Origin of the sequence: Paenibacillus sp. FSL E2-0151 (assembly GCF_037993015.1) — a bacterium.
Lineage (GTDB): Bacteria > Bacillota > Bacilli > Paenibacillales > Paenibacillaceae > Paenibacillus > Paenibacillus amylolyticus.
The window spans coordinates 3,877,160-3,901,974 of sequence record NZ_CP150308.1; the positions used below are offsets into that span (position 1 = coordinate 3,877,160).

A 24,815-nucleotide genomic window follows, 5' to 3' on the forward strand; every position below is an offset into this window, starting at 1 on the left:
CTCAATAGATAGTTCGACCCTGTTCATCCGCAATGCCGCTCTTGCGATAGAAGTACGTATTGATCATGTCCCGCCATTCCTTCGCATGTTCGGCCTGGTTGTCCTGTAAAGAAGCAACTTTGCTGAAAATGACTGGGTCGATTTTGCCCTCCAGCCCTCTCCATGTCTCGGCTAACGCCTGCGCCTGAGCAACACCTTCAAAGTGTGTATCATAAATATGCTGAATGACCGTTTTACCCGAATGCAGAACATGGGTGTATGGCACGTGATGGAAAAATAAGATCAGCTCATCCGGACAGGTGTCTACGGACTCATAACGATCAGCATTCTCAGGGTGATACTGTGACGTGTATCCTGTACCGCTGTTCACGGTTCGATCTACACCAATGCCATGACAATCGGCAAAGTGATACGTTCCCCATTTGGAATACTCGTATCCATCTACATTCGGCCCGTAATGATGTTCCGGGTTAACCATCCAACCCACACCGAGAGGCGCCGTATAATTCTCATAGATATCTAGTGATGTCAAAAGCATGCCCGTAACTTGCCGCACAACTTCGTCTTCATGTCCAAAAGTGAGTCTCACCCACTCATCGGCAATCTCTTCCGCGGTCAGCTCCGGATTCCACGCAAGTCTTCCGTATCCATATAGATTCGCCTGCGCGAGTGGATGTCCTGTCCAACAGGCATCTGCACCAATATTGGATACTGCGGCGAAGCCACTGTATGGTCGTTTATACAGAGAACCGTCCGCGATTCGCTTGATCTCTGAACCTTCGCCTTTAGCGTATGTGTCAAAGTCCAATACTTCTTTCCACTGGGGAACCAGATAACAGAGATGACGTTGTTGCCCGGTATACTCCTGTGTAATCTGAAATTCAATCACCTGATTTGTATTTTCCATGGCCCCGAACAGCGGGGATACCGCCTCTCTTACCTGAAAGTCCATCGGCCCGTTTTTGATCTGCAAAATGACATTTTCGGCAAAACGCCCGTCCAGCGGCGTAAAGTGGTCATAGGCTGCACGTGCACGGTCAGTGGAACGATCCCGCCAGTCCTGCTTGCAGTTATAAACGAAGCAACGCCAGATGACCAATCCACCGAATGGCCGAAGGGCTTCAGCCAACATGTTCGCACCATCGGCATGATCACGGTTATACGTGAACGGTCCAGGACGATTCTCGGAGTCTGCCTTGATCAGGTAACCGCCAAAATCCGGAATCGCAGCGTACACCTTGGCCGTTTGAATGTTCCACCATTCCCGTACCTGCGCATCCAGCGGATCAGCCGTACGCAAACCACCAATCTCAATTGGACTTGCGTAGTTGGCGCTCAGGAACAATCGAATGCCATACGCTCTGAATTCAGCGGCAACCTTCGCCACATCACTAAGATAACGTTCCGTCAGAAACAGACTCTCACGGCGGTGTACATTGACGTTGTTGATCGATATGGCATTGATTCCCGTGGAAGCGAGCAAACGTGCGTAATCCCGGATGCGTCCCGAGTCCAGCGTGAATTCCCCGTTATCATAGAAAATGGATTCTCCTGCGTAACCCCGTTCAATGCTGCCGTCCACATTATCCCACTGATTAATCATTCGTAGTGCATTGGTAGGCTGCTCTATAATGAAGCTCCACTTACTCACAGCGTCATCCGCCTTACTTGCAATTCCTTGATCCATTGTCAGTTCCCGAAGCAGATGGAATGCACCATACAACACACCTTGAGGAGTCTCTGAACCAATGACCAGTACACCCTCGGTCTCGTTCTCACGAATGATGTACCCTTCTCCTTGAACAGTTGAACGCTCTGTCTCACTGAACGACCCAGCCACGGAATCGCTCCCTGTCCAAGTGCCGATTCGTATTGCGGGAGCGGAAGCGAGATTGTCCCGTTCATTTTCCTGAGCATCAGACAGATGACTGACCGACGGTTTCACGCCATATAACCTCTCCAGTCCCCGTGAAAGTTCGGTCAGAGCTGTTGTGATCACTCCATGGTTCTCTTCCGCCAGTATAAGTTTGCTCCATGCAGGAGCCGTCTTTTTGGTAAACTCATTCGCTCTTGGCAATTCAGAGTGATACCCCAGCCACGCATCATACTGTGGACCTGACAAGGCAGATTGAACGACGGATTGGCTCATTGTACCGCCTCCTTGCTCGCATAGATCTGCGTAAGGCGATTCCCTTTTCCTTCGAGTAACCATAGAATTGACGTTACACCACGCGGATAGTATTTACTGCCAACTGCCACACCAGACAGGATCTGGTCACTCCAGCACCAGTATGATTCCTCCGGATGCAGCAGCCAGTTGACATGAGCCGCGTCTGCAGCCTTGCCTGTCTCATTCCATTCCACACCCAGCAGCTCTCTAGCGATAAACTGGGACAAATAGATTTTGCTCAGCCACGAGTTATTGCTTGTTGAGGACAGTTTCCAGCCTCCATCTTCGAACAGACATGTTCCCGGTACAAGAACCGTCTTCAGATGAGTTTGGAGTGCTTTAAGATAAGGGCCAAAGCGACCATTGACATCCAGTGCTGCTTCACAGCCTGTAAAGTACGGGAACACCAAACCTTCAATCGCCGGAATAATTCGGGAATCATTATTTTCTGCAATCACAGCTGGAATGTAGCCGTCATCAGTCAACTGTGCAGCGATACTGGCAGCACAGCGATCGGCTTGAAGCCCTGCTTGATGGGACAGATCGGCCAACTTCTCAGTTGCGAACAGCTTCTCCAATGCAACATAGACCGCCCAACATTTACCCGCCAGATAGATATTATTGCGAGACTGACCAAGTGACACATCCAGGCTGTCGTAAGTTGTAATCTCCGCTCCACCTTGGGTACGGCTGCTATCCAGACCCATTAGACCGTTACGCTGCTCTGCGTCGGGATGGTCACGATTAAGCATGCTTTCGAAGCAATCTTGGATAACAGGCAACATGTTTTTCACAAAAGCTTGATCCTGTGTCTGTTCAATGTATACTGTCGCGCAGCAGAGCCAGTTCACCAGCTCCTCGTGGCTCATCTGTGAGAAACAGTCGTCAATGCCAACCAGCTCATATGCCGAGTGTCCAGGGCGTGAGAACACATTGGCAACACCAATATCATGTGTAAAGGTAATTCCGCCCGGATATAACTTCTCTTCCCCCGGGAAACGAACCTGATCCGTATAACTGTATCGTTTCACAAACCACTCCAGCTCATTACGCACCGTCCATGGATTCAAGGCAAGCTCGAAGTACAACTGATCAGCCGTCAGATCAAGTGTGTTCATCATCCGATACTCCCCTTCGTTCACCACCCAGAGTGGCTCACCATCGGCATCCAGCAGTTGAGTACTGGCATAATAGCTGTGAATGGAATGAGCAAGCATGAATGATTGATCTTCGGTCAAAGCAGCCGATCCAAGGCGTTGTTCAACCTCTCCACAGGATGCAGTCAACTCACTGAAGCGTTGAAGTGCATACTCTCCTGCTGCCTGAATATCGGAGAAGTACCGCGTATACCAATACGTTGTGTCCATTCCTGTCGTCACAATGCCCCCGCGATAGAAACATACTGCGAATTGATACGTGCGTTTCTCTCCAGCCGGAACCTCCATCAGTAGTGCAGCGATTGAGCCAAGTCCAAATGCCAGATTCTCCCGATGTTTCTCCTGCAACAGTTTCTCCAACGTAAATCCGCGTGCGGGCCACAGTCCCTCATCTGCTGACATAATTGCTGTAAGTCGACCTTGTCCCACACCTGTGATGGAGCCACCTTCCGGTCCCCCAATCAGACGCATCGCAGAGTACGGATCATTGCCCTGATAGCCAAAGTAGGCTTTGCGGGGTTGTTGACCTTCCGTATTGTCAATTGTCATCTCAACCAATACGGCAGGTACGAGTGCATCCATTATTTCTTCACGATTCCCATTCGTTGGATCAGGTACTGGACGTACAGGCGAGTAGATACGGAACGTCAGATCTCCAGCAGTCCACGTATCCGTACCTGAGGTAAATTCACGTGTGATATCTTCATCGCGAAAAGCCGTAATAAGAGGTTGTGGAACTTTGGTCGCTGTTGTCGACGCAGGGTCCCCATTCTCCAGCTTCTCTACATCATAGCGGCTGCTCTCATCCTCGGAAGCTTCATAAAAAGGAAGCGCCTGATAATTGTCGCCATCGCGAGATTGTAATCCAATATATATATTCTGGTCTGCCGGCTTGCCGAGTTCAAGACCCAGCCCGCCTTTGGCTCCTTTGTAACCAAGTGTAAAACTCGCAAAAGCACCAATCGGTGCGTGATGTGCATTATAAAAGATGGATTTGAATGTGCTCATGAGTCATAACCCCTCTCAGAATGGTATGCATGCGTTTTCATTAGCCCCATCCTAACACGTGGTTCCACCTTCGACCATGATCAAATCAATCGGATATTTACCCAAATCAAGCTGATAGACTATAATAGATTAAAGCGGTTACAAAAAAACATTCCAATTGATATACGTGCGTAATCAAAATCACATTTTTTGAACAACGTCTATGAAGGAGGATCTTCCATGTCTTCAACATATTTGCCTCCTACTTTGGGAGAAAGTGTCCATGAAGTTTTTTATCCAGATGTGCAAACAACGGTTAATCTGTTCGCCATTCATTTACGAAGTGTGGGTATGGAGTGGGATTATCCGGCGCATGAGCACCCTCAATATGAATTGAATTATGTCACGGAAGGCGAGCAACACATGATGGTGAACGGTACCTTATATATTCAAAAGGCTGGCGAACTGCTCCTGATTCCTCCGGGAAGCATTCATTCAAGTCAGAGCCATAACGGTAAGGGATTCACTTATTTTTGCATGCATTTTGACATTGATGATCAGTTGTTCCTATCGTTGCTGGCGCGCATCAAACAAGTGCGATTCAGTGCGGATAGTCCGGTTACACAGCAGATTGAGCCGGTTTTACGCAAATTGATGTCATCTGCGGATGATGAAACAGCAAATACGATGGTACAGCGTATGCAGCTGCAATCTGCGGTATTTGAACTATTTGGCCATCTGTGGGAGACGGTCTCGCAAGAGGCAGCGCACTGGTTTACCGACGGACACGAGAAGATCGAACTCGCCCACCAGATTCGTAATCGGTTGCAAGGCCTGATGAGTCAGCAATTCAAACAGGGACACGAGTCCAACGGTCACTATGGCATTGATGATATTGCAGCAGAGCTGGGCATCAGTTCTTCTCACTGTAATCGCGTGTTCAAGCAGGTGTTTGGTCAGTCTCCACGTGCTGTATTATCCCAGTTGATTTTGCATGAAGCGAAGCTTCTTCTGGGCAATCCGAAGCTGTCCGTTCAAAATATTGCCGTCATGCTTGGTTATAAGGATATTGCCCATTTCAGTCGTCAATTCAAGCGCTGGTCCGGCATGTCACCCTCCCGCTACCGACAGGAACAGCCTGCTCTGGAATGAAGTCCAGTAGCAGGCTGTCGGGCTTGATTCAACTTTTTCATAATTCGATTCAAGATGTTCTCTGTGTTTAATATGAAGTGTTATTTCAACAAACGCTTAATCAACTTCAGCTTGTTATCATAAGGTGGATACAAAATCGGCAGATTCAACTTGGTGCTTTTTTTCAGTACACTTTTGAGATGAGAGAAGGTTTCGAAGCTGTACTGCCCATGATACGAGCCAACACCGGAATGACCAACACCGCCAAACGGCAGACGTGGATTCGCTACATGCGTGATGGTATCGTTAATGCAGCCGCCTCCAAAAGAAACTTCGCGCAGTACTTTGTCCTGAACCCGGGTGTCGTAAGTAAACAGATACAAGGCGAGTGGTTTCGGCCGCTTTACGATTTCTACAATGGCTTCATCAATGTTACGATAACTAATGATCGGCAGAATCGGTCCAAAAATCTCATCTTCCATCGTTGCTGCATCCCAGGACTCTGCATCAATCAGTGTAGGTTCAATGAAGCGATCTTCCTCATCCGAAGCTCCCCCATATATCACGTTGGCCTGATCACGCTCAATCAAAGTCGTCAGCCGTTTAAAATGTCCCTTGTTCACGATTCGCCCATAGTCCTTGTTGTGCTGGATATCCGAACCAAAGAAGGACACGATCGCTGCCTTCATCTCCGTAATTAACGGTTCCTTCACGCGCTCATGCACAAGTAAATAATCGGGTGCGATACAGGTCTGTCCTGTATTGAGCAGTTTACCCCATATAATGCGCTCAGCTGCTACTTTGATATCCGCCTGTTCATCCACGATGACCGGGCTCTTGCCTCCAAGTTCTAACGTAACGGGAACGAGATTTTTGGCAGCTGCCTCCATCACAATCTTGCCAACCGGTACACTGCCTGTAAAAAAGATATAGTCGAATGGCGCGTTAATCAGCGCTGTTGTTGTATCTTTTGCACCATCAAGCACTTGTACGTATGCTGGTTCGAACACACTCGCAATCATCTCACGTACAACAGCCGACACCGCAGGTGTATTCTCTGACGCTTTGAGCACGGCTGTGTTACCTGCTGCAATAGCACCTACCAATGGTTCGATTAAGAGTTGAAAAGGATAATTAAACGGTCCGATAATCAGAACCGCCCCGTAGGGTTCGGGTATGATATAACTTTTCGAACCAAGGAGCGCCATTTGCGTTTTCACTTTAACGGGTTTCACCCATTTATTCACTTTACGAATGGTGTGTGTGATGCTGTCCATCATAAATCCGATCTCGGTTGTGTAGGATTCGAACTCACTTTTGCCCAAATCCTGATAGAGAGCTTCTGTCAGTCTGGTCTCGTACTTTTGAATGGCCTGCTTGAGTTGGGTCAGACGTGCAATTCGAGCTTCTGCCGATCGTGTGGCCCCGGAACGAAAGAACTGTCGTTGCTGCTCCAAAATCTGTTCAACTTCCTGACTGGTTACTTCCTGTATAGTCGTTGTCATATATACATACTCCTCTATTCATTATTGATCAAGCGTTTAAACTTACGAACCTATAAGACACATGCAAAAGCATGTTTTATCACTATTACTCTACAGACACTCTTCTTCCAAAGCAGCTACCAGTTCCTTCAGCAGTTCCACCGATGCATTCAATGAAGCCGAATAATAACGCTGTGTGCCCTTCTGTTCCACAGATATAAGCCCTTTCTCTAACAACAGCTTGAGATGATGAGATATGGCTGGCCGGGATAGGCTGGATTGTTCGGTAATTTCATTCACCGTCATTCTGCCCTTCTCGGTAAGTGTCAGCAAAATGGATTGACGATGGTTGTCACTTAACACCTGAAATAACGGAATACAGGTTTGAAAAACGCTAATTGCTTTTTGTCCCATAGTTTCACCTCTATACTATTTCTTCTTCATTATTTCTACGTATATTTTCTCTGTTTGATGTCTGTTCGTTTAAACATTCGAACCTAGTGATTGAATTGTACTCTTTAATCACTTGAACTGCAAGTGAACCATCAACTAAATTTAATATAATACCGATAAAGCGCTTCCATACTACCATACTTGTATGGTAGTATGTCATTGAAGGAGTTGAAGTTGTGGAATATACCCCAAAGTTATCATCCAAAGCCGGTTTGTTGCCTGTTGCGAGCAATATGTCTTCCATGAATAATAAGCAATCTTACTCAACGCGAGATGTCGTTTACTTCACGCTGAAACAACTCATTTTGAGTTTGAAAATGCCTCCGGGAACAGCTATTTCTGAGAAGGAAATTTCGCTGGAGTTCCAGGTAAGCCGGACACCTGTTCGAGAAAGTTTTGTAAGGCTTGCACAGGAAGGTCTGCTGGAAGTGTATCCACAGCGCGGCACATACGTCTCTCTGATTCAGGTCGATCTCGTTGAGGAAGCACGGTTCATGCGTGAACAGCTCGAACGAGCCGTAATCAGGCTCGCCTGCGAGAACTTTCCGAACGAACAGATGGTCGCTCTTGAACAGAACCTTGCGTGGCAACAGGAATGCAGGGTCAAACCGGATGATGAACGAATGTTCCAATTGGATGAGGAATTCCATAGCACTCTTTTTGCAGGCTGCAACAAAAGCAACACCTGGACTGTTATCCAGCAGATGAATGTACATTTGAATCGAAGTCGCATGTTACGCCTGTCCTCGGACCACCAGTGGGATCACCTGATTGAACAGCACCGGTCTATGGTCAAGGCCATTCAGCAGCATGATGCCGACACAGCAGAGCGACTGATGCAGGAACATTTGCATTTAACTGTCACCGATTTGGCTGTCCTGCAGGATACATATCCGTCCTATTTTCAATGACTGAATTTTTCTTCCTACTATTCATGATGAGGTGAACGTGATGAGAATGGTTTTTCGCTGGTTCGGCGAAGGCAATGATACGGTAACGCTGGATCATATCCGGCAGATTCCGGGTGTTGAAGGTATTGTGTGGGCACTGCACGATGTTCCTGCTGGCGAGGAATGGCCAATGGACAAAATACTCGCTGTCAAAACAGCAGCAGACAAGGCCGGGTTACATCTGGATGTCGTTGAGAGTGTGAACATCCATGAGGATATCAAGTTGGGCCTGCCATCAAGGGATAAATACATTGCGAACTATATTAAAACAATGGAGAAACTGGCTCAAGTTGGTGTGAAGGTCATCTGTTACAACTTTATGCCGATCTTCGACTGGCTTCGCACGGATATGCACAAGGAAATGGAGGATGGCTCAACTGCCCTCTTCTATGAGCACAGTAAACTTGCAGATATAGAACCTCTAGAACTCGTTCGACGCATTACGGAAAACTCCGCACTCACCATGCCAGGTTGGGAACCGGAACGATTGCAGTATTTAACAGGTCTGTTCGAAGCCTACAAGGATGTAACCGAGGATCATATGTGGGAGCACGCACGTTATTTCCTGCAAGAGATTATGCCTACAGCCGAACGGCTGGGGATTCGAATGGCCATCCATCCAGATGACCCGCCATGGCCAATCTTTGGATTACCAAAGATTATTACAAGTCAGGAGAATGTTCGGAAATATTTGAATCTTTATGATAGCCCTTACAACAGCGTGACACTATGCAGTGGCTCTTTGGGAGCGAATGCTGATAATGACATTATCGGGATGATACACGAGTTCAAGGATCGGATTCCATTTGCCCACATTCGTAATGTCAAAATCTACGAAAACGGCGACTTTATTGAAACGTCACACCGCAGTCAAGATGGAAGCGTCGATATTGCGGGGGTTGTTGAGGCTTATCATGATATCGGTTATGAAGGTTATGCAAGACCCGACCATGGTCGTCACCTCTGGGGAGAACAGTGCCGACCTGGTTATGGACTCTATGACCGGGCTTTGGGGATCATGTATCTCTGGGGCGTCTGGGATTCCCTGCAAAGGAGGGCAAAAGCATGAGTGAACACCAATATGAACGCTCATCTCGTCTTGAAGGCAGAACAGCTGTAATCACCGGAGGTGCTGGAGTATTATGCCGCTCCATGGCGGAAGAACTCGCTCGGCACGGTGCAAGTGTAGCCATCCTGAACCGCACGGTGTCCAAGGGACAGGAAGTTGTATCTGCGATAGAAGCTGCCGGTGGCAAAGCGATTGCTATTGCCTGTGACGTAACCCAGGCCGATAGTGTGCAAGCAGCGGCAGATGCGGTGCTGGAACAGCTCGGACCATGTGATATTCTGATCAATGGCGCGGGTGGCAATAACGCCAGTGCCAACACCACGAATGAAATTTTCAGATTGGAAGATCTGGAAAAGAACGATGTCACTACATTTTTCGATGTAAGTGTAGAGGGATTTCGTCAGGTGATGGATTTGAATTTTGTCGGTTCTCTCATCCCTACTCAGATCTTTGCAAAACATATGATAGAGCGCGATGTTCCCGCTACTGTCATAAACATTTCTTCCATGAGCGCCCCATCGCCCATGACGAAAGTTCCTGCGTATAGCGCTGCGAAGGCAGCCATTAACAACTTCACGCAGTGGCTCGCCGTTCATCTGGCCGAATCCGGAATTCGTGTCAACGCTATTGCACCCGGATTTTTCCTGACTGAGCAAAACCGTAATCTATTACTGCAACCAGACGGCTCACCAACGGAACGTTCCAGTAAAATTATTGCTCATACACCCATGCGCCGCTTTGGCAAACCGGAAGACCTGCTTGGCACATTGATGTGGCTTGCGGATGAAAGACAATCCGGCTTTGTCACTGGCACAGTCATTCCGGTAGATGGCGGATTTATGGCGTATTCCGGTGTATAAGGATTAACGTGTAAATGAATCAGTTCAACTAATATAGAGAATTTATAGAGACCGAAGCTTGGGATACATACCCAGGTTTCGGTTTTTTGCGTTCAAGCATAAGATCCTCCAGCATAGGAAAAGCTTGTTATAATACCTGTTCGAAAGCAAACTTTTTAAACAACCTCTTAATACAGCTACGGTGAAATAAAGGAAGGTGATACATACATGATGGAAGAAACATGGGTTGTTGCTGTACGGTCTATTATTGCCTTTCTGACCCTGATCATCTATACAAGGGTACTAGGAAAGCAGCAGATGGGTAACTTGACGTATTTTGATTACATTAACGGCATTACAATTGGTTCCATTGCGGGTACGTTTGCAACCGATCTTTCGTCCAAGGCGTGGATTCATTTTGTGGCCTTGACCATTTTCACAATCATTACGATCATCTTTCAGTATATTACGCTGAAAAATCGCACCATCTCCAAACTAATGGACTCTGATCCTACATTGATCATCCAGAACGGTAAAATTCTCGAACAGAACCTGAGTAAAATGCGAGTCAAATTTGATGAATTGACCATGATGCTGCGGCAAAAGGATGTATTTGATATTACGACTTTGGATTATGCGATTCTGGAGCCGGATGGTAGCCTCTCGGTTGTTTTGAAACCTGAGAATCAGCCTGTAACCGCCAAAGATATGCATATGCACCCGCCCAAGAGCAAGCTGATGACCGAGATTATCATTGATGGCCTGCTGATTAAGCAAAATCTGGAGGAAAGAAACAAAGATATCAACTGGCTCAGCGAGCAGCTTAAGAAACAAAAGATCACGATACAGGATATTGCTTTTGCCGCCATACTGCCCAATGACAAATTGTATGTTGATCTGTTCAAGGATAAAATCACCGAAAAAATCGATATGGGCGATTATGAGGGGCCTTTCTAAACTCTTCACATCAAGGAGGCGGTTGAATGAAAACGCGTTTCTGGCTGTTATATGTGCTTCCGATCTTCCTCATTCTTGTGTTCGTTGCAATTATGGCTAGCGGATCCTTTCTCAAAAAGCCCTTTGGCACCGATGATCGCTTGCTTGAATCTATACAAACGTTAGAGAAACAGGTTGAGAGCAAAAAATGGACTGAAGCCAAGTCTCAAGTTGATTACGCAATGAAGGCCTGGGATAAAGTCGTTAACCGCATTCAGTTCAGTGTGGAACGTGAAACGATATATGATATTCTGGGCACGCTTGCTCGGATCAAGGGCGGCGTTGCGGCAGAGGATGATAAGGCGATTATGGAAGAGATTTATTACTTTTATGTGTTATGGGATAATCTTGGAGATTAGGTTCAATAATCTTTATTATCAGACTTTAATATCAGATGTAAGTCCAAAAAGAAAAGGCACTTTCCTTTCATAAAGAAAAGAAGTGCCTTCTTTGCTTTTATATAACTTTATATCCGTTACGCTCTTCGTAATCCCCGAGACCGTGACGATCGCGAAGTACCTTCTTTGCGGAAAAAGAGACTGAGTGCTCCCTTGGCACACCATAGTGCAAACAAAGCAAACAGCGTTCCCCAGAATAGCGCCGGAAGGAATGTCTGCTGAGCGAGATTCGCCGCATCCCCTGCCCGTGAAGGTTGAGTCCAGGACATCAGTCCAACGTATACCGCACTAACAACCGACTCTTCCAGCGTAAGAAACGCCAGTAACAGATAATAGAACTTCACGATCTTGGCGCCAAAAATCATAATGACAACGTTCAGTACGATGAACCCGGTCAGCCATAACATGCCGAACTCCCCTCTTACATATAACAGGAGCGACACCAGAGCGACAGCCGTCATAATACCAAGTCCCCACATGTGCAAGCCTTTGCGGTATAAGTAAAACAACAGTAAGGCGAACAGAGATGCACTGATATATCCCGCCAGAGAAACCAGGATCGATCTGCCTGGCGTCAGCATGGAAGAGTAAGTTACACCACTATGATCAGCGTATAATTCAATGCGCAGCACTTTGCCGGACAATACCAGTGTCATTAGTGCATGACCGAATTCGTGAATCATCGTATCCAGGTTACGGAACAAGGACGAAAATGGGATGAATCGTGTAAGAAAGACGGAGCCTAGTAGAAAAAGTATCGTTTTGATCCACTTATTCAATCGTGTTAAACCTCCCTTACCTTCAAGTAAACAAGCCTATTCTTTATACTACGCTTTTTTCACTCGATTCGTTTCGGCTTCCGAACTGTAAGGCACAGTGCTCCATCCACCAGCAGAAGCTCCGATTGTGTCCAATGAAAAAAGAAGATAGATCATAGCGGCCCTTTTCGGCTTCTAGCGTAACGAGCAGTCGATTCCGCATCCGACGGAGAGCATAGTGCACGAATTGATCTGCAACCTCACTTTGTATCAGGGTAACATAAGCATAAAGGGAATGATCGACAGGTTCATCAAGCGGACTCACCCCTGCACATGAAAATTCCGTCCTCACGCCCGCACTCTGAAGTATGGACAATGTCTTCACAAGCTCGGCATCAACTTCAACACCGTTCCAAATCTCTGTTTTCTTCGCGGATACCGTATGTTTATCACGTTCCGTCCAGTGCATCAGCTCCAGCTTACGCCGTCTCCACAGATGGGCAGGCTGTTCACTTAACAGCAATTCATGTTCCTCATTTAAATTCATGCAATGCGTCCTCCTGTTCTCCTCGATCCGGTCACCTTATTCAACAAAGCAGAGAGCACATCACTGTGCTCTCTGCTTTGCAAAAAGGCAAAGGAATGGCGGTCCATTCCTCAGCATGTTGTATTATTGTACCTTTTTCGGTGAGAGGCATCAAATCGATCTTTTATTATTCGTTCAGCGCCAGTTTCAGAGCCTCCAAATTTTGTCTCATCACGCTAATGTAGTCCATTCCCGCCGCAATTTCTTCCTCGGTGAGTCCCTCTATCGGGTTCAGTACAGCCGTTTTGGCCCCCACTTCACTTGCGATCGTCTCAGACACTTTGGATGAAACCAGTGTTTCGAAGAAAATCGTTTTCACCTGATGCTCTTTCGCAAAATCAATGACAGATGCCATCTGTGCTGCCGAAGGTTCTTGCTCAGGAGACAATCCTGCGATGGGCACCTGTTGCAATCCATATTCCTTGGCAAGGTAGCCAAATGCAGCGTGTTGTGTGATGAAATCTTTGCGTTTGCTATCCGTCACAGCCGCCTTGAAGTCCTGATCCAGTGACTCCAGTTGAGCAATGTAAGCATCTGCATTCTGCTTGAACTGTTCAGCATGTTCCGGGGCAGCCTGCGCCAAACCAGCTTCAATATTGCGCACTTCCTTTACAGCCAATGCAGGTGACAGCCACACATGGGGATCGAGTCCACCATGATCATGTACATGTCCTTCTTCTGCCTCGGCGTCATGATCATGATCGTGTTGTTCTTCAGCAGTCGCTTCATCTGCATGATCGTGGTCATGTTCTGTTGCCTCTGAATCTTCATGATGGTGATCATGCTCTCCACCTTCAAGAAGGTTGATGCCCTTGCTTGCTTCCGCTTGAATGAGTGAAGTGTTACTCAGACTTCCGGTGACCTGATCAATCCATGATTCCATACCGGCACCGTTGTATACAAGCACATCCGCTTTCTCAATGCTGGCAATGTCCTGTGGTGTAGGCTCCCAATCATGGGGCTCCATTCCTGCTGGAACGAGTGTATGCACATCGGCCAGATCACCTGCCACGTTTTTGGTGAACTCATACATCGGGTAGAAACTGACCTGCACGTTTAATTTTGCTGCTTCACTCTCGACTGGAACGGAAGTGCCCGTCGAAGCTGTATTTGTATCAGAAGCGGATTTTTGTCCGCAGCCTGCGACGATAAGTGTAAGACTAAACAACAATCCGAGCGTAGCTTTTTTACTGAATTTCATGTGATGTATTCCTCCTAGAATGGTTGACCAGAATGACGTGCTGTGATTTCGTTTCTTTACGGTGACGCTTGCGGTTGTATCGTGCAATCAGCTTTTGCGCTGATATTCCAGTCAATAGGAAGACCAACAGGATGAGAGCAATCGTTCCTCCCGGTGGTGTATTTAGATGGTAAGATGTTGTCAGTCCGCTAAAAATACCGATTACCCCCGTGATTACCGCGACGATCATCGCTGCTGTAAAACTGCGAGACACTCTTAGTGCCAAGGCAGCAGGCAATACAATAAGAGCAGAAACCAGCAACACACCAACGATGGGCATGGCTGAAGCTACAGTCATTCCTGTCAGAATGGCAAATGCAAACGATAAACCTCTCACCTGAACGCCTCCAATGGAAGCTGTCTCTTCATCAAACGTAAAGCTATAGAGCGGTCTTCGGAGTAAGATGAAAAAAAGTAAACCAATGACACATACTCCCGCCATCATCCACAACTGCATATCGCTAACCGCGACAATAGATCCAAATAAGTATGAGCTGAAGGTCTTGGACAGATTGGTTTTGAGACTCATCAATACCACAGCAAGAGCCAGCCCCGAAGTCATGATGATCGCCACAGGTACCTCGCTGTAGGTTCGGTAACTTCGCCGCAGTTGTTCAACCAGTAAGGCACCGATAATTGCAACGGCGAATCCGCAGATCACCGGGTTAAGATTCATGACTGAACCGAGCGCCACCCCTGCGAGTGAGACATGGGATAACGTGTCTGCCATTAGGACCTGCCTCCTGAGCATCAGATAAACCCCGAGAATTGGAGCGATGACTCCAATCAGTCCACCTGCCCAGAAGGCACGTTGCATGAATTCGTACTCAAACACTGCCATTCCTCACTTTCTTGCCGCTCCAGAGTAATCGTACGATCCAATCGATTCCCCATCTCTTCCAGTCCGTGAGTAACCATAATAATCGTTAACCCATGAACATCAGCATAGTGGCGCATCAGATTGTAAAATCCTTCACGGCTGTGGCGGTCCATTCCCGTTGTTGGCTCATCCAGTACCAGAACTTGCGGTTGCCCAGCCATAGCTCTGGCAATACAGATCCGCTGCTTCTGTCCACCAGACAGCTCACCGACGCGTGTATTCCGATATTCCCACATGCCAACTTCCCGCAAACTGCGTTCAACGATGGCATCCTGCTCTGCTGTGAATCTGCGGAATAATCCCAGCCTGGTGTAACACCCGGACCGGACCAGTTCATTCACCGTACTGGGAAATCCACTATTAAACGATGCCACCTGCTGGGGCACATAACCGATATTGGACTTGTTCCCACGTTTCAACTGCGGACTCATATGTATCGTGCCGCTCCAGGGCTTCAATAGCCCCAGCAGCAGCTTTAACAGGGTTGTTTTGGCAGAACCATTGGGACCTGTGATGCCTATGAACTCTCCCACATGGATATCCAGCGACAGTTGATCAATGACCGGCTCTTTGCCATATCCAAATACAACATCATGCATGGAGGATAGTATCATGCCTTTCCCTCTTTTCGTAAATATTACGATTTAAAAATAACAAAAAAATTTTATCTGGTTTCCCGGCGGATCGTCATTTTCTTCAAACGTGGGGAGTACTTCTTCATCTCAAGTCTCTCTGGATGGTTACGTTTGTTCTTGGTTGTTGTATAGTTGCGGTCCCCGCACTCGGTGCAGGCTAAAGTTACAATGACTCTCATGGTTGTTGCCTCCTCTTATTTAATCGTAATTATTACTATTTAATGATATTAGTCTATGGCTTTTCTTTTGTCAACTCTATATCTGTTACAGTAAAATTTTGTATGAATAATATAATTTCATATGATATACTGCTTTGGTAGCATTATACTTTACCTACGGAGGAACTAGATGAAGATCAAAAAATCAACTTTTATTGGGTCATTGGTAGCATGCAGTTTGGCTTTCGGTGCCCTGGGTGTAGCAGCTTCAAACGGAATTCAAGATATTGAAGCAGCACTCGACAGCAATATTAGCTTTAAAGTAAACGGTCTGTCTTGGACACCCAAGAATGAAGCTGGAGACAAACTGAATGCACTGGTATATGACGGTGATGTATACTTGCCTGTAAATACCACAGCAGAAGCACTCGGAGCCAACGTATCTCTGAATGTTAGCAACAAAGTTGTAAGTATCACTAATTCAGGTAACAGTAAGTCTAGTAGTTCAAGTAATAACAGCAGTACAGGTACCAAAGGTTCTGAAGATTCAAGTAAACCAAGTAGTTCAAGTAACTCAAGCACTTCTGGCTCAATCAAGATGACTGGAACTGACGCTCAGATGATAGTCAAATTGCAGAAAGAATCTTTAACATTGATCAAAATGTATGGTAAAGCACTTAAAACAGGTAGCACTAGTGAATTTGATAAATACATAGATGCTAAAGTTATTGAAAATCCCGAGATCGACATTTTTGATCTGGGTAAGCAATCCCAGAAAGATAAATTTAAGACTACAGTCAAAGGTATCATTGCAGCAAATGATAAAAAAACGCTGACTAAATATGCAGATCAGTTGATTAATGTGAAATCAGCTGATTTTAAAGTGATTGCAATGGATGATAAAACCAAAACAAGACACAGCTACAAAGCCATTTATTATCCACAAGGATGGACGGGTTCCTATGGAGTGTACCTTACCTTTGTGTTTAGTCCGCAAAAAAGTGGCAACGGTGATTTTTATCTTGGCGATTTGTACTTTAGCTAAAGTCATTAATGCAATATAATCATTGATCTTCAGGGGCACTATTGCACTTGAAGATCTTTTCTTTTCACTTCAACTCCACGCTGGAAAAGGATCTTTCAGTTCACGCCAGTTCATCAACATCTCCTCCTCCGTAAGAAGGGTCTCATCCAATGTACGTTCAATCTCCGCCCAGTCCATGTCACTGCCGATGAATACTAATTTGGTTACCCGGTCACCCCACTCATCATCCCAGTCCGGTATGCTTGGCAGCGTGTCGCCAAAATGAAGTTGCCTTCCCTCCTCACTCATCGCACCTACCCATATTCCTGCTGGCGCAAGCTGCTTCGATGTGCCTGCATGACTGAAAGAGATTGCCATATGGTTCCTTGTTGCCAACCACATCAGACCTTTGGATCGCACGATGTTATCTGGCCGATTCGCAATCCAACGCAGTAAGCGTTCCGGGTGGAATGGACGTCTACGATGATAGACAAATGAATGAATTCCATATTCTTCAGTCTCCGGCGTATGTTCCTCTTTCATTAATTCGCGGATCCAACCCGCGGACTGGCTTGCTTTTTCAAAATCAAAACGTCCCGTATTCAATATCTCTCTCGGATCAATCTGACCATGTGTCGTGCGATGTCAACATCTAATATGATGAAAAATCTTGATTAATCGTAAAAATGTTGATTAGAACATAGGAATGATGTATGTTGCCGCACGTACAAGCATATATTTTAGCAAAGTCCTAGTTGTGGAGGTCTGTTTCATGAAAATGGCAGCCAATCTGAAGCTCCTGTCCTTCCTGGTCCCTTGTGCATTTCTTGTTCCCGTGTTGATCACAATGGCTCCAGACTTGAAGGAAGCATGGAACAGTGAAGCTTTGCAAAATATGAAAACCGTATTCATAGGTATTTTCCTTGAAGCCGCACCTTTTCTGCTCATGGGTGTGTTATTGTCCTCGCTCATGCAGTGGTTCGTATCTGAAGAAATGGTCCGTAAACTCACACCCAAGAATCCGATCGGCGGTGTGCTGGTCGCAGGACTACTCGGTATTATTTTCCCCATCTGTGAATGTGGCATGATCCCGGTCGTAAGAAGGTTGATGCACAAAGGCATGCCTGCCTATATCGCAGTGACGTTCATCTTGAGTGGTCCCGTAGTCAATCCCATCGTATTTACGGCAACCTTACTTGCCTTTCCCTCCCATCCTGAGATTACCATTGCCCGTATGGGACTGGCCTTTGCTGTAGCAGCTTCCATAGGGATGCTTGTGTATGTGTTTGTTCGTCGAAATCCTCTTCGGATGCCAAAAGTCGCAGCGACAGAGGTTAAGACACATCCTGGTTTTAAAATGGCGCAACCTCACGCGCACGCAAATGCACATGATCATAAGCATGTAAAAAACTGGCGCAGCTTCTTCATTCACGCCGGAGACGAATTTGTCGATATGAGCAAATATCTGGTGATCGGTGCCCTGATTACAGCCTGCATCCAGACATTCATTAGCCGCAGCGATCTGATCTCTCTTGGTAATGGTCCTGTTGCCTCCTATGTGTTCATGATGGGATTTGCTTATGTACTGTCTCTCTGCTCCACTTCTGATGCTTTTGTGGCTTCTGCGTTCTCACATACGTTTGCACTGGGGCCGCTGGTATCCTTCCTTGTACTTGGTCCGATGCTGGATTTCAAAAGCACGCTCATGCTACTCTCCACCTTCCGTACCCGATTTGTTATTGGTCTAAGTCTAGCGATTATTACGCTCGTTTTTGCCGGCTCGTGGTTGATTAACCTACTGGTATAAAGGTTGAGCAACATACTTCATGGCCTGAATGGTTAATCACATGAACTTTCATACTAACTATGAATAGAGATGAGGTGATGATTATGAACCACACTGTCTATACGATGACCAAACCTCCTGTTCCAAGGTCACACGTCATCCAATGGCATAACCTGATCCGTGCAGGCTGGATCGGCGGGGTGGCAGTGTACATTATTCAGTTGAATTCAAGTGATTCGCTTCATTATTATTTGGCTCCTACCATGCAAAAACTGCTATTATGCTGTCCTGTTCCCTTATTGTTTATTGCCGTTATCATGGCGTGGCACGGACTGTTCGGCAGAAACGAGGTTCATTGCGACTGTGAACATCCACCACCCTCGGGGTTCTTTCGTAGCTTAATGGTATATGGTCTGATTGCTATCCCCTTGTTGCTGGGGTTTCTGTTACCTGATCGGGCTCTCGGCAGCTCCATGGCCAGTCAGAAAGGCATGTCTCTCACCTATGCCCCTCCCGAGATTCGTCGAAAAGAGCCTTTACCTGATCCAGCAACGCAATTGAAAGTACAAGATTTCACACAACAACCAACGGCTGTTCAGGCTGCTTCGGCTACCAAAGTACAATTCATTCCCCCAGACGAGTATAGCCGCGAATTCGCTGAACTGGCGGAGAAGTTGTATGCAGAACAGGTCATTCGAGTCTATCCTGAAATTTTCTCTGAAACCCTCGGCACGATTGATATGTTCCAGCGACAATTTGCAGGCAAAGATATTTCGTTAACCGGGTTTGTCTACCGTGACAAAAGCATGGATCATGAATCACATTTTGCGCTGGGTCGATTTCTCGTCATGTGTTGCCCCGCAGATGCTGCTCCCTTTGGCGTGATGATTCACATCCCCGAAGCGGATAGCTTCCCTACAGACAGCTGGGTGCAAATCGATGGCAGCATCGGTTCTGCACAGGTGAACGGTAAGGATACGATTGAAATTCGCGCCACAAAGGTGACACCTGTAGCCGAGCCATCCACGCCTTATATTTACACCAATGCGGACTCGGTGATGGCTTATGAGAAAATAAAGAGCCCGTAGTTGCTAGTAGTAGTAACAACAGCGTACTTTTACGACAAAAAGCCCCAAAGCTATGGATTACATCGCTTTGGGGCTTTCATGTTCAGTCAGATACGAGATTACATCTCGTCTTCTCTGATTGTATTATTCCGTTACGATATCATGAACCAATACAGGAGCATCGGCATGATCCGCAATTGTAATGTTTTCTTTGATCTTCGCGATGACGTCTGCTACGTCTTCACGATTGGCATGGATCGTTACGAGGGACTCACCAGCTTTGACTGGGTCACCCACTTTTTTGTTCAGCATCAGACCAACAGCGAGATCAATCTCGGACTCTTTTGTTGCACGGCCTGCGCCGAGTAGCATTGCTGCAGTTCCGATTTCGTCAGCGACGATTCCGGCAACATAGCCGTCTTTGTCTGCTGGGACTTCAACCAGATATTGTGCTTGTGGCAAACGATCTGGATGATCCACAACCGAAGCGTCTCCGCCTTGGTTTGCCAAGAAATCTTTGAATTTCTCCAGTGCTTTACCGTTCTGGATCACTTCTTTCAATTTCTCCTCAGCGTGCTCCAATGAATCTGCTTTGCCAGCAAGGAATACCATCTGACGTCCAAGTGCCAGGCACAGTTCTTCCAGATCTTTTGGACCTTTACCTTGCAGGGTGAGGATGGCTTCTTTCACTTCAAGTGCGTTACCAATCGCCAGACCCAGTGGTTGGGACATATCGGAGATAACAGCCATCGTTTTACGGCCAACATTGTTACCGATGCTTACCATGGCATGTGCCAATTCTTTGGCATCTTCTGTTGTTTTCATGAATGCACCAGCACCCGTTTTAACATCCAAAACGATTGCATCTGCACCTGCTGCAATTTTCTTGCTCATGATGGAACTGGCGATCAGTGGAATGGAGTTAACGGTAGCTGTTACGTCACGCAGTGCATAGAGCTTTTTGTCTGCAGGCGTTAAGTTACCACTCTGTCCGATAACTGCAACCTTATGTTCGTTTACGAGACGAATGAACTCTTCTTTTTCAAGCTCTACGTGGAAACCAGCAACGGATTCCAGCTTGTCTGTTGTACCACCCGTGTGACCAAGTCCACGTCCGGACATTTTGGCAACAGGTACATCAAGCGCAGCAACAAGCGGAGCAAGTACCAGTGTTGTTGTATCGCCCACTCCTCCTGTGGAGTGCTTGTCTACTTTGATGCCTTCGATAGCGGACAGGTCGATCGTTTCACCGGAATTCACCATCGACATCGTCAGATCAGCGCGTTCCTTGTCTGTCATATCTTTGAAGAATACTGCCATCGCCCAAGCGCTGACTTGATAGTCCGGGATTTCTCCTTGTGTGTATCCTTGAACAACAAAATCAATCTCAGCAGTTGTCAGTTCTTTTCCGTCGCGTTTCTTAGCAATAATGTCTACCATTCTCATGATGATCTCTCCTTGTGTGTGTTGATTGTATTGAACACTTTGTTGTTAGTCCGTTACGGCTCCGGATCGTTCCTCCGATCGCTGTTGTCTCCAAGTTTTTTTGATTCCATTTGCAATGGAGAAAACTCGGAGACAAAGGCGAACGCTAACGCTTCTTCAGAATCGATTCCGGGTCCTTTACTCCGTGCTTAAAACAAAAGTTTCGATCCACAGCAATTAATTATGAATATAAAATGCAACAATTACAGTGTGATTGCTGTGTCCAGGGCAACTACCATCATGTCGTTGAACGTTTTTTGACGTTCTTCGGCAGATGTTTCTTCGCCTGTCAGCAAGTGGTCACTTACCGTCAGGATGGTCAGTGCGTTAACACCAAACTTGGCAGCGATAGTGTACAATGCTGTTGTTTCCATCTCTACGCCGAGTACGCCGTGTTTCATCAACTTCTCGGTTACGGAACGGTCATCGCGGTAGAAAGAATCGGAGCTGAATACGTTACCGACGTGAATCTTCATACCTTTAGCTGTTGCACGGTCATAGGCTTCTTTCAGCAGGGAGAACGTAGCAATTGGTGAGAAGTCATAACCACCGAATACGTGTTTGTTCATGCTTGAATCTGTACATGCTGCTTGTGCAAGGATGACGTCACGTACACGTACATGCTCCTGCATACCGCCACAAGTGCCCACACGGATCAGGTTTTTTACGCCATATTCGCTGATCAATTCGTTAGCATAGATTGCGAAGGACGGAATTCCCATCCCTGAACCTTGCACCGAAATCCGGTGTCCTTGATATGTACCTGTGTAACCGAGCATTCCACGAACCTCGTTGTAACATACAACATCTTCAAGGTACGTATCTGCAATATATTTCGCACGCAAAGGGTCACCTGGCAAAAGGATCGTTTCTGCGATATCCCCGGGTTTTGCTCCAATATGTGTACTCATGAATGAATCTCCTCCAGTTATACAATTAGTCTATTATGATGGCAGGACCGGAGCAGCCAAGCTACTCCGACCTCCCCTATCCAGTTTTGAAAAACTTATTTCAAATCCTTCAGGAAGCTGGTGCCGTATTCCGGCATTTTCACTCCAAAGTTCTCGGCTACGGTTGCGCCAAGGTCAGCAAATGTGCTGCGCAGATCAAGCTTTTTGCCCTCGCTGAAGCGCGGAGAGTAGGCAAGCAGTGGTACATATTCACGTGTATGGTCTGTACCGCGGTATGTTGGATCGTTACCATGGTCAGCTGTGATCAGCAGCAGATCATCATTGGTCATTTTGGCAAAAATCTCTGGTAGCCGTGCATCATAGTCTTCAAGTGCCTGAGCATAACCTTGCGGATCACGACGGTGACCGTACAGGGCATCAAAATCAACCAGGTTCAGGAAGCTGAGTCCAGTGAACTCTTCATCCATTGTTTCAGACAACTTGTCCATGCCATCCATGTTAGAGACGGTACGAACAGCCTTGGTTACACCTTCGCCATCATAGATATCTGCGATTTTACCCAAAGCAATCACATCAAATCCGCTATCTTGCAGTTCATTCATAACAGTACGACCAAAAGGTTTAAGCGCATAGTCATGACGATTCGCAGTACGTTTCCAGTTACCCGCTTCACCTACAAATGGACGTGCAATAATGCGGCCGAGCATGTACGGATCTTCAAGTGTAATCTCACGGCAGAACTCACAGATCTCATACAGTTCTTTCAGTGGAACAACGTCCTCATGTGCTGCAATTTGCAGAACCGAATCAGCGGATGTATATACGATGAGCGCGCCAGTTTCAACATGTTCTGCACCCAGCTCATCCAGAATTTCCGTGCCGCTGGCCGGTTTGTTACCGATTACTTTGCGGCCCGTTTTCTCTTCAATGCGTTGAATCAACTCATCGGGAAAACCATTCTCGAACACACGGAAAGGTGTATCAATGTAAAGACCCATTAGCTCCCAGTGACCTGTCATTGTGTCTTTGCCTCTGGATGCTTCCTGCATCTTGGTGTAATACGCTTTAGGTGCATCCGCTACAGGGACACCCTCAATTTCTTTGATGTTGGACAGTCCGAGACTGGCCATGTGAGGCATTTTCAGACCTCCGCGTTCACGTGCAATGTGACCGAAGGTATCTACATCAAAATCATCAAATTCTGCTGCATCCGGCGCTTCGCCGATCCCTACAGAATCCATAACGATTAGATGTACTCTTTTGAATGTTGACATAAACTAAGCACTCCTTCCAATAATCCGGTTTACAAGAACAGTCCAGTAATGATCGCTGACAGCACGCTGACAAGCGAAGCACCGTAAAGCAGTTTCAGACCGAAGCGGGCGACCACATTACCTTGCTTCTCATGGAGTCCCTTCACCGCACCAGCAATGATACCGATGGAGGAGAAGTTGGCGAACGACACGAGGAAGACAGATACGATACCCGTTGTTCTGGCAGACATTGCAGTCTCCTTCAAATTAAGCATAGCTACGAATTCGTTGGATACCATTTTGGTTGCCATAATACTTCCTGCCTGAATCGCTTCTTTCCATGGAACACCCATGATGAAGGCAAATGGTGCAAACACATAACCAAGTAGCTCTTGGAACGAAATGCCAAGCACCGCGCTGAAAATTCCGTTAACAAGTGCAATCAAGGCAACAAACCCGATTAACATCGCAGCTACGATGATAGCAACTTTGAATCCATCCAGGATGTATTCGCCAAGCATTTCGAAGAAGGACTGTTTCTCCTCTTCCTGTACTTCCAATATATCTTCTTCCTCTGTAACCTCATAAGGATTCACAATCGAAGCAATGATAAAACCGCCAAACAGGTTCAGTACAAGAGCTGTAACCACATATTTCGGCTCGATCATGGTCATATAAGCACCAACAATCGACATCGATACCGTGGACATCGCCGAAGCACACAAGGTGTACAGCCGATGTTTTGGCAACAACCCAATTTGTTTTTTCACAGAAATGAACACTTCAGATTGCCCCAATACAGCCGAAGCAACCGCGTTATATGATTCCAGTCTGCCCATTCCGTTGATTTTGCTTAATACCAGACCAATATATTTTATAACAAAAGGCAAGATTCGGATATACTGCAATATACCGATAAGGGCGGAGATGACAACAATCGGCATCAATACGCTGAGGAAGAACGGTGCCCCCCCGCTTTCGGCACCTACAGTAGTCAAACCCCCAAATACAAATGCGATACCTTCATTCGCATAGTCGAGTAAACTTTTAAATACGGTCGCGAAACCGCCAATTAAAAAAGTACCCACTCCTGTATTCAACAGAGCATAAGCTAATATAACTTGCAAAACAATCATGATAGCCAGCGGCCGGTAACGAATCTGCTTTTTGCCGTTGCTTGCGATATAAGCCAGTCCAAAAACAACGAGTAAGCCGATAATGGCAATTAGAAATTTCATTTGATTTCTCCTTTGAAGGTAGTTAAGCCGGATGTGAAAATTCAGCTCAAAGGGCTCTTAAGCATTCTTATCAGTAATCTTTCAGAAAACTTATGAAGCGCTTACAATAAGTTCAGTTAATTAAAATATAAGTGTAAGTTGTATTCCCTGTACCTGAGTC

At 46.5% G+C, this 24,815-nt stretch carries 25 protein-coding genes; 9 read left to right on the forward strand and 16 right to left on the reverse strand.

Going from position 1 to position 24,815, the window contains the following annotated elements; translation table 11 throughout:
* Position 1: 1 nt before the first annotated feature.
* Both MHI55_RS17495 and MHI55_RS17500 read right to left on the reverse strand, forming a co-directional pair.
* Positions 2–2,149 (reverse strand): alpha-glucuronidase family glycosyl hydrolase, encoded by a 2,148-nt coding sequence (locus MHI55_RS17495; protein ID WP_340386470.1) that lies wholly within the window; start codon positions 2,147–2,149, stop codon positions 2–4.
* Positions 2,146–4,335, reverse strand: coding sequence for a glycoside hydrolase family 52 protein (locus tag MHI55_RS17500; RefSeq protein ID WP_340386472.1), 2,190 nt, complete (start codon positions 4,333–4,335; stop codon positions 2,146–2,148). The genes MHI55_RS17495 and MHI55_RS17500 overlap by 4 nt, the downstream gene beginning before the upstream one ends.
* Positions 4,336–4,554: 219 nt before the next feature.
* Here MHI55_RS17500 and MHI55_RS17505 point away from each other — a divergent pair, with 219 nt between their 5' ends.
* On the forward strand, positions 4,555–5,466 hold the full coding sequence (locus MHI55_RS17505; protein WP_340386474.1) for an AraC family transcriptional regulator: 912 nt from the start codon (positions 4,555–4,557) through the stop codon (positions 5,464–5,466).
* An 80-nt stretch (positions 5,467–5,546) separates the two neighbouring features.
* On the opposite strand, the gene MHI55_RS17510 is transcribed toward MHI55_RS17505, so the two are convergent.
* The 3 genes from MHI55_RS17510 to MHI55_RS17520 all read right to left on the reverse strand — a co-directional run bounded on the left by MHI55_RS17510 (position 5,547) and on the right by MHI55_RS17520 (position 7,626).
* Positions 5,547–6,950: an aldehyde dehydrogenase gene (locus MHI55_RS17510; protein ID WP_339186964.1), complete on the reverse strand. Its 1,404-nt coding sequence runs from the start codon at positions 6,948–6,950 to the stop codon at positions 5,547–5,549.
* A 90-nt stretch (positions 6,951–7,040) separates the two neighbouring features.
* Positions 7,041–7,343, reverse strand: coding sequence for a metalloregulator ArsR/SmtB family transcription factor (locus MHI55_RS17515; RefSeq protein ID WP_017688208.1), 303 nt, complete (start codon positions 7,341–7,343; stop codon positions 7,041–7,043).
* 10 nt (positions 7,344–7,353) lie between these two features.
* Positions 7,354–7,626, reverse strand: coding sequence for a hypothetical protein (locus MHI55_RS17520; protein ID WP_340386476.1), 273 nt, complete (start codon positions 7,624–7,626; stop codon positions 7,354–7,356).
* Between MHI55_RS17520 and MHI55_RS17525 the strand changes: the two genes are divergently transcribed.
* The 5 genes from MHI55_RS17525 (at position 7,625) to MHI55_RS17545 (ending at position 11,595) form a co-directional block, all read left to right on the forward strand.
* Entirely contained in the window at positions 7,625–8,293 is a 669-nt protein-coding gene (locus tag MHI55_RS17525) for an FCD domain-containing protein (RefSeq protein WP_036614006.1), read from the forward strand. The two genes, MHI55_RS17520 and MHI55_RS17525, sit on opposite strands and share 2 nt — an antisense overlap.
* 40 nt (positions 8,294–8,333) lie before the next feature.
* Positions 8,334–9,401: a mannonate dehydratase gene (gene uxuA / locus MHI55_RS17530; protein ID WP_017688206.1), complete on the forward strand. Its 1,068-nt coding sequence runs from the start codon at positions 8,334–8,336 to the stop codon at positions 9,399–9,401.
* Positions 9,398–10,261, forward strand: a complete 864-nt coding sequence (locus MHI55_RS17535) for an SDR family oxidoreductase (protein ID WP_076250426.1) — start codon at positions 9,398–9,400, stop codon at positions 10,259–10,261. Before uxuA ends, MHI55_RS17535 begins: the two co-directional genes overlap by 4 nt.
* Positions 10,262–10,468: 207 nt before the next feature.
* Complete coding sequence (locus MHI55_RS17540; RefSeq protein ID WP_083684362.1) at positions 10,469–11,197, forward strand: DUF421 domain-containing protein; 729 nt, start codon at positions 10,469–10,471, stop codon at positions 11,195–11,197.
* A 26-nt stretch (positions 11,198–11,223) separates the two neighbouring features.
* Positions 11,224–11,595: a DUF4363 family protein gene (locus tag MHI55_RS17545; protein WP_076250424.1), complete on the forward strand. Its 372-nt coding sequence runs from the start codon at positions 11,224–11,226 to the stop codon at positions 11,593–11,595.
* Positions 11,596–11,711: 116 nt separating this feature from the next.
* Here MHI55_RS17545 and MHI55_RS17550 read toward each other — a convergent pair whose 3' ends face one another.
* The 6 genes from MHI55_RS17550 to rpmG all read right to left on the reverse strand — a co-directional run bounded on the left by MHI55_RS17550 (position 11,712) and on the right by rpmG (position 15,912).
* The gene (locus tag MHI55_RS17550; protein ID WP_340386478.1) at positions 11,712–12,413 is read right to left on the reverse strand and encodes a M50 family metallopeptidase; all 702 of its coding nucleotides are present in this window, start codon (positions 12,411–12,413) and stop codon (positions 11,712–11,714) included.
* A 43-nt stretch (positions 12,414–12,456) separates the two neighbouring features.
* A complete protein-coding gene (locus MHI55_RS17555; protein ID WP_076250420.1) occupies positions 12,457–12,939 on the reverse strand; it encodes a hypothetical protein in 483 nt (160 codons plus the stop codon).
* 166 nt (positions 12,940–13,105) lie between these two features.
* A complete protein-coding gene (locus MHI55_RS17560; RefSeq protein ID WP_076250417.1) occupies positions 13,106–14,179 on the reverse strand; it encodes a metal ABC transporter substrate-binding protein in 1,074 nt (357 codons plus the stop codon).
* Complete coding sequence (locus MHI55_RS17565; protein WP_076250414.1) at positions 14,166–15,059, reverse strand: metal ABC transporter permease; 894 nt, start codon at positions 15,057–15,059, stop codon at positions 14,166–14,168. The genes MHI55_RS17560 and MHI55_RS17565 overlap by 14 nt, the downstream gene beginning before the upstream one ends.
* Complete coding sequence (locus MHI55_RS17570) at positions 15,005–15,712, reverse strand: metal ABC transporter ATP-binding protein (protein WP_076250412.1); 708 nt, start codon at positions 15,710–15,712, stop codon at positions 15,005–15,007. Before MHI55_RS17570 ends, MHI55_RS17565 begins: the two co-directional genes overlap by 55 nt.
* Before the next feature lie 50 nt (positions 15,713–15,762).
* On the reverse strand, positions 15,763–15,912 hold the full coding sequence (gene rpmG / locus MHI55_RS17575; RefSeq protein WP_340386480.1) for a 50S ribosomal protein L33: 150 nt from the start codon (positions 15,910–15,912) through the stop codon (positions 15,763–15,765).
* A gap of 169 nt (positions 15,913–16,081) precedes the next feature.
* Here rpmG and MHI55_RS17580 point away from each other — a divergent pair, with 169 nt between their 5' ends.
* Positions 16,082–16,936 carry a stalk domain-containing protein gene (locus tag MHI55_RS17580; protein ID WP_076250410.1) on the forward strand — a complete coding sequence of 285 codons (855 nt, stop codon included), beginning with the start codon at positions 16,082–16,084 and terminating at the stop codon, positions 16,934–16,936.
* A gap of 69 nt (positions 16,937–17,005) precedes the next feature.
* Here the strand turns inward: MHI55_RS17580 and MHI55_RS17585 are convergent, their stop codons facing one another.
* Positions 17,006–17,521: a GTP-binding protein gene (locus tag MHI55_RS17585; protein WP_340386482.1), complete on the reverse strand. Its 516-nt coding sequence runs from the start codon at positions 17,519–17,521 to the stop codon at positions 17,006–17,008.
* Between the two features lie 166 nt (positions 17,522–17,687).
* Between MHI55_RS17585 and MHI55_RS17590 the strand changes: the two genes are divergently transcribed.
* Both MHI55_RS17590 and MHI55_RS17595 read left to right on the forward strand, forming a co-directional pair.
* Positions 17,688–18,722, forward strand: a complete 1,035-nt coding sequence (locus MHI55_RS17590; protein ID WP_340386485.1) for a permease — start codon at positions 17,688–17,690, stop codon at positions 18,720–18,722.
* Positions 18,723–18,826: 104 nt separating this feature from the next.
* A complete protein-coding gene (locus MHI55_RS17595; RefSeq protein ID WP_340386488.1) occupies positions 18,827–19,789 on the forward strand; it encodes a TIGR03943 family protein in 963 nt (320 codons plus the stop codon).
* Between the two features lie 123 nt (positions 19,790–19,912).
* Here the strand turns inward: MHI55_RS17595 and MHI55_RS17600 are convergent, their stop codons facing one another.
* From MHI55_RS17600 to MHI55_RS17615, 4 genes are all read right to left on the reverse strand, one after another.
* Positions 19,913–21,214, reverse strand: coding sequence for a pyrimidine-nucleoside phosphorylase (locus MHI55_RS17600; protein WP_036613808.1), 1,302 nt, complete (start codon positions 21,212–21,214; stop codon positions 19,913–19,915).
* A 242-nt stretch (positions 21,215–21,456) separates the two neighbouring features.
* Positions 21,457–22,164 carry a purine-nucleoside phosphorylase gene (deoD, locus tag MHI55_RS17605; protein WP_017688193.1) on the reverse strand — a complete coding sequence of 236 codons (708 nt, stop codon included), beginning with the start codon at positions 22,162–22,164 and terminating at the stop codon, positions 21,457–21,459.
* Between the two features lie 95 nt (positions 22,165–22,259).
* Positions 22,260–23,438 (reverse strand): phosphopentomutase, encoded by a 1,179-nt coding sequence (gene deoB / locus MHI55_RS17610; protein ID WP_047843308.1) that lies wholly within the window; start codon positions 23,436–23,438, stop codon positions 22,260–22,262.
* Positions 23,439–23,467: 29 nt separating this feature from the next.
* Positions 23,468–24,655, reverse strand: a complete 1,188-nt coding sequence (locus tag MHI55_RS17615; RefSeq protein ID WP_036613804.1) for a NupC/NupG family nucleoside CNT transporter — start codon at positions 24,653–24,655, stop codon at positions 23,468–23,470.
* Positions 24,656–24,815 lie beyond the last annotated feature (160 nt).

Excerpts from the sequence above, each read along its gene's own strand:
- MHI55_RS17495 (WP_340386470.1), bottom strand. The coding sequence starts at position 2,149 with ATGAGCCAATCCGTCGTTCAATCTGCCTTGTCAGGTCCACAGTATGAT.
- MHI55_RS17500 (WP_340386472.1), bottom strand. The coding sequence starts at position 4,335 with ATGAGCACATTCAAATCCATCTTTTATAATGCACATCACGCACCGATT.
- MHI55_RS17505 (WP_340386474.1), top strand. The coding sequence starts at position 4,555 with ATGTCTTCAACATATTTGCCTCCTACTTTGGGAGAAAGTGTCCATGAA.
- MHI55_RS17510 (WP_339186964.1), bottom strand. The coding sequence starts at position 6,950 with ATGACAACGACTATACAGGAAGTAACCAGTCAGGAAGTTGAACAGATT.
- MHI55_RS17515 (WP_017688208.1), bottom strand. The coding sequence starts at position 7,343 with ATGGGACAAAAAGCAATTAGCGTTTTTCAAACCTGTATTCCGTTATTT.
- MHI55_RS17525 (WP_036614006.1), top strand. The coding sequence starts at position 7,625 with ATGAATAATAAGCAATCTTACTCAACGCGAGATGTCGTTTACTTCACG.
- MHI55_RS17520 (WP_340386476.1), bottom strand. The coding sequence starts at position 7,626 with ATGGAAGACATATTGCTCGCAACAGGCAACAAACCGGCTTTGGATGAT.
- uxuA (WP_017688206.1), top strand. The coding sequence starts at position 8,334 with ATGAGAATGGTTTTTCGCTGGTTCGGCGAAGGCAATGATACGGTAACG.
- MHI55_RS17535 (WP_076250426.1), top strand. The coding sequence starts at position 9,398 with ATGAGTGAACACCAATATGAACGCTCATCTCGTCTTGAAGGCAGAACA.
- MHI55_RS17540 (WP_083684362.1), top strand. The coding sequence starts at position 10,469 with ATGATGGAAGAAACATGGGTTGTTGCTGTACGGTCTATTATTGCCTTT.
- MHI55_RS17545 (WP_076250424.1), top strand. The coding sequence starts at position 11,224 with ATGAAAACGCGTTTCTGGCTGTTATATGTGCTTCCGATCTTCCTCATT.
- MHI55_RS17555 (WP_076250420.1), bottom strand. The coding sequence starts at position 12,939 with ATGAATTTAAATGAGGAACATGAATTGCTGTTAAGTGAACAGCCTGCC.
- MHI55_RS17560 (WP_076250417.1), bottom strand. The coding sequence starts at position 14,179 with ATGAAATTCAGTAAAAAAGCTACGCTCGGATTGTTGTTTAGTCTTACA.
- MHI55_RS17565 (WP_076250414.1), bottom strand. The coding sequence starts at position 15,059 with ATGGCAGTGTTTGAGTACGAATTCATGCAACGTGCCTTCTGGGCAGGT.
- MHI55_RS17570 (WP_076250412.1), bottom strand. The coding sequence starts at position 15,712 with ATGATACTATCCTCCATGCATGATGTTGTATTTGGATATGGCAAAGAG.
- rpmG (WP_340386480.1), bottom strand. The coding sequence starts at position 15,912 with ATGAGAGTCATTGTAACTTTAGCCTGCACCGAGTGCGGGGACCGCAAC.
- MHI55_RS17580 (WP_076250410.1), top strand. The coding sequence starts at position 16,082 with ATGAAGATCAAAAAATCAACTTTTATTGGGTCATTGGTAGCATGCAGT.
- MHI55_RS17590 (WP_340386485.1), top strand. The coding sequence starts at position 17,688 with ATGAAAATGGCAGCCAATCTGAAGCTCCTGTCCTTCCTGGTCCCTTGT.
- MHI55_RS17595 (WP_340386488.1), top strand. The coding sequence starts at position 18,827 with ATGACCAAACCTCCTGTTCCAAGGTCACACGTCATCCAATGGCATAAC.
- MHI55_RS17600 (WP_036613808.1), bottom strand. The coding sequence starts at position 21,214 with ATGAGAATGGTAGACATTATTGCTAAGAAACGCGACGGAAAAGAACTG.
- deoD (WP_017688193.1), bottom strand. The coding sequence starts at position 22,164 with ATGAGTACACATATTGGAGCAAAACCCGGGGATATCGCAGAAACGATC.
- deoB (WP_047843308.1), bottom strand. The coding sequence starts at position 23,438 with ATGTCAACATTCAAAAGAGTACATCTAATCGTTATGGATTCTGTAGGG.
- MHI55_RS17615 (WP_036613804.1), bottom strand. The coding sequence starts at position 24,655 with ATGAAATTTCTAATTGCCATTATCGGCTTACTCGTTGTTTTTGGACTG.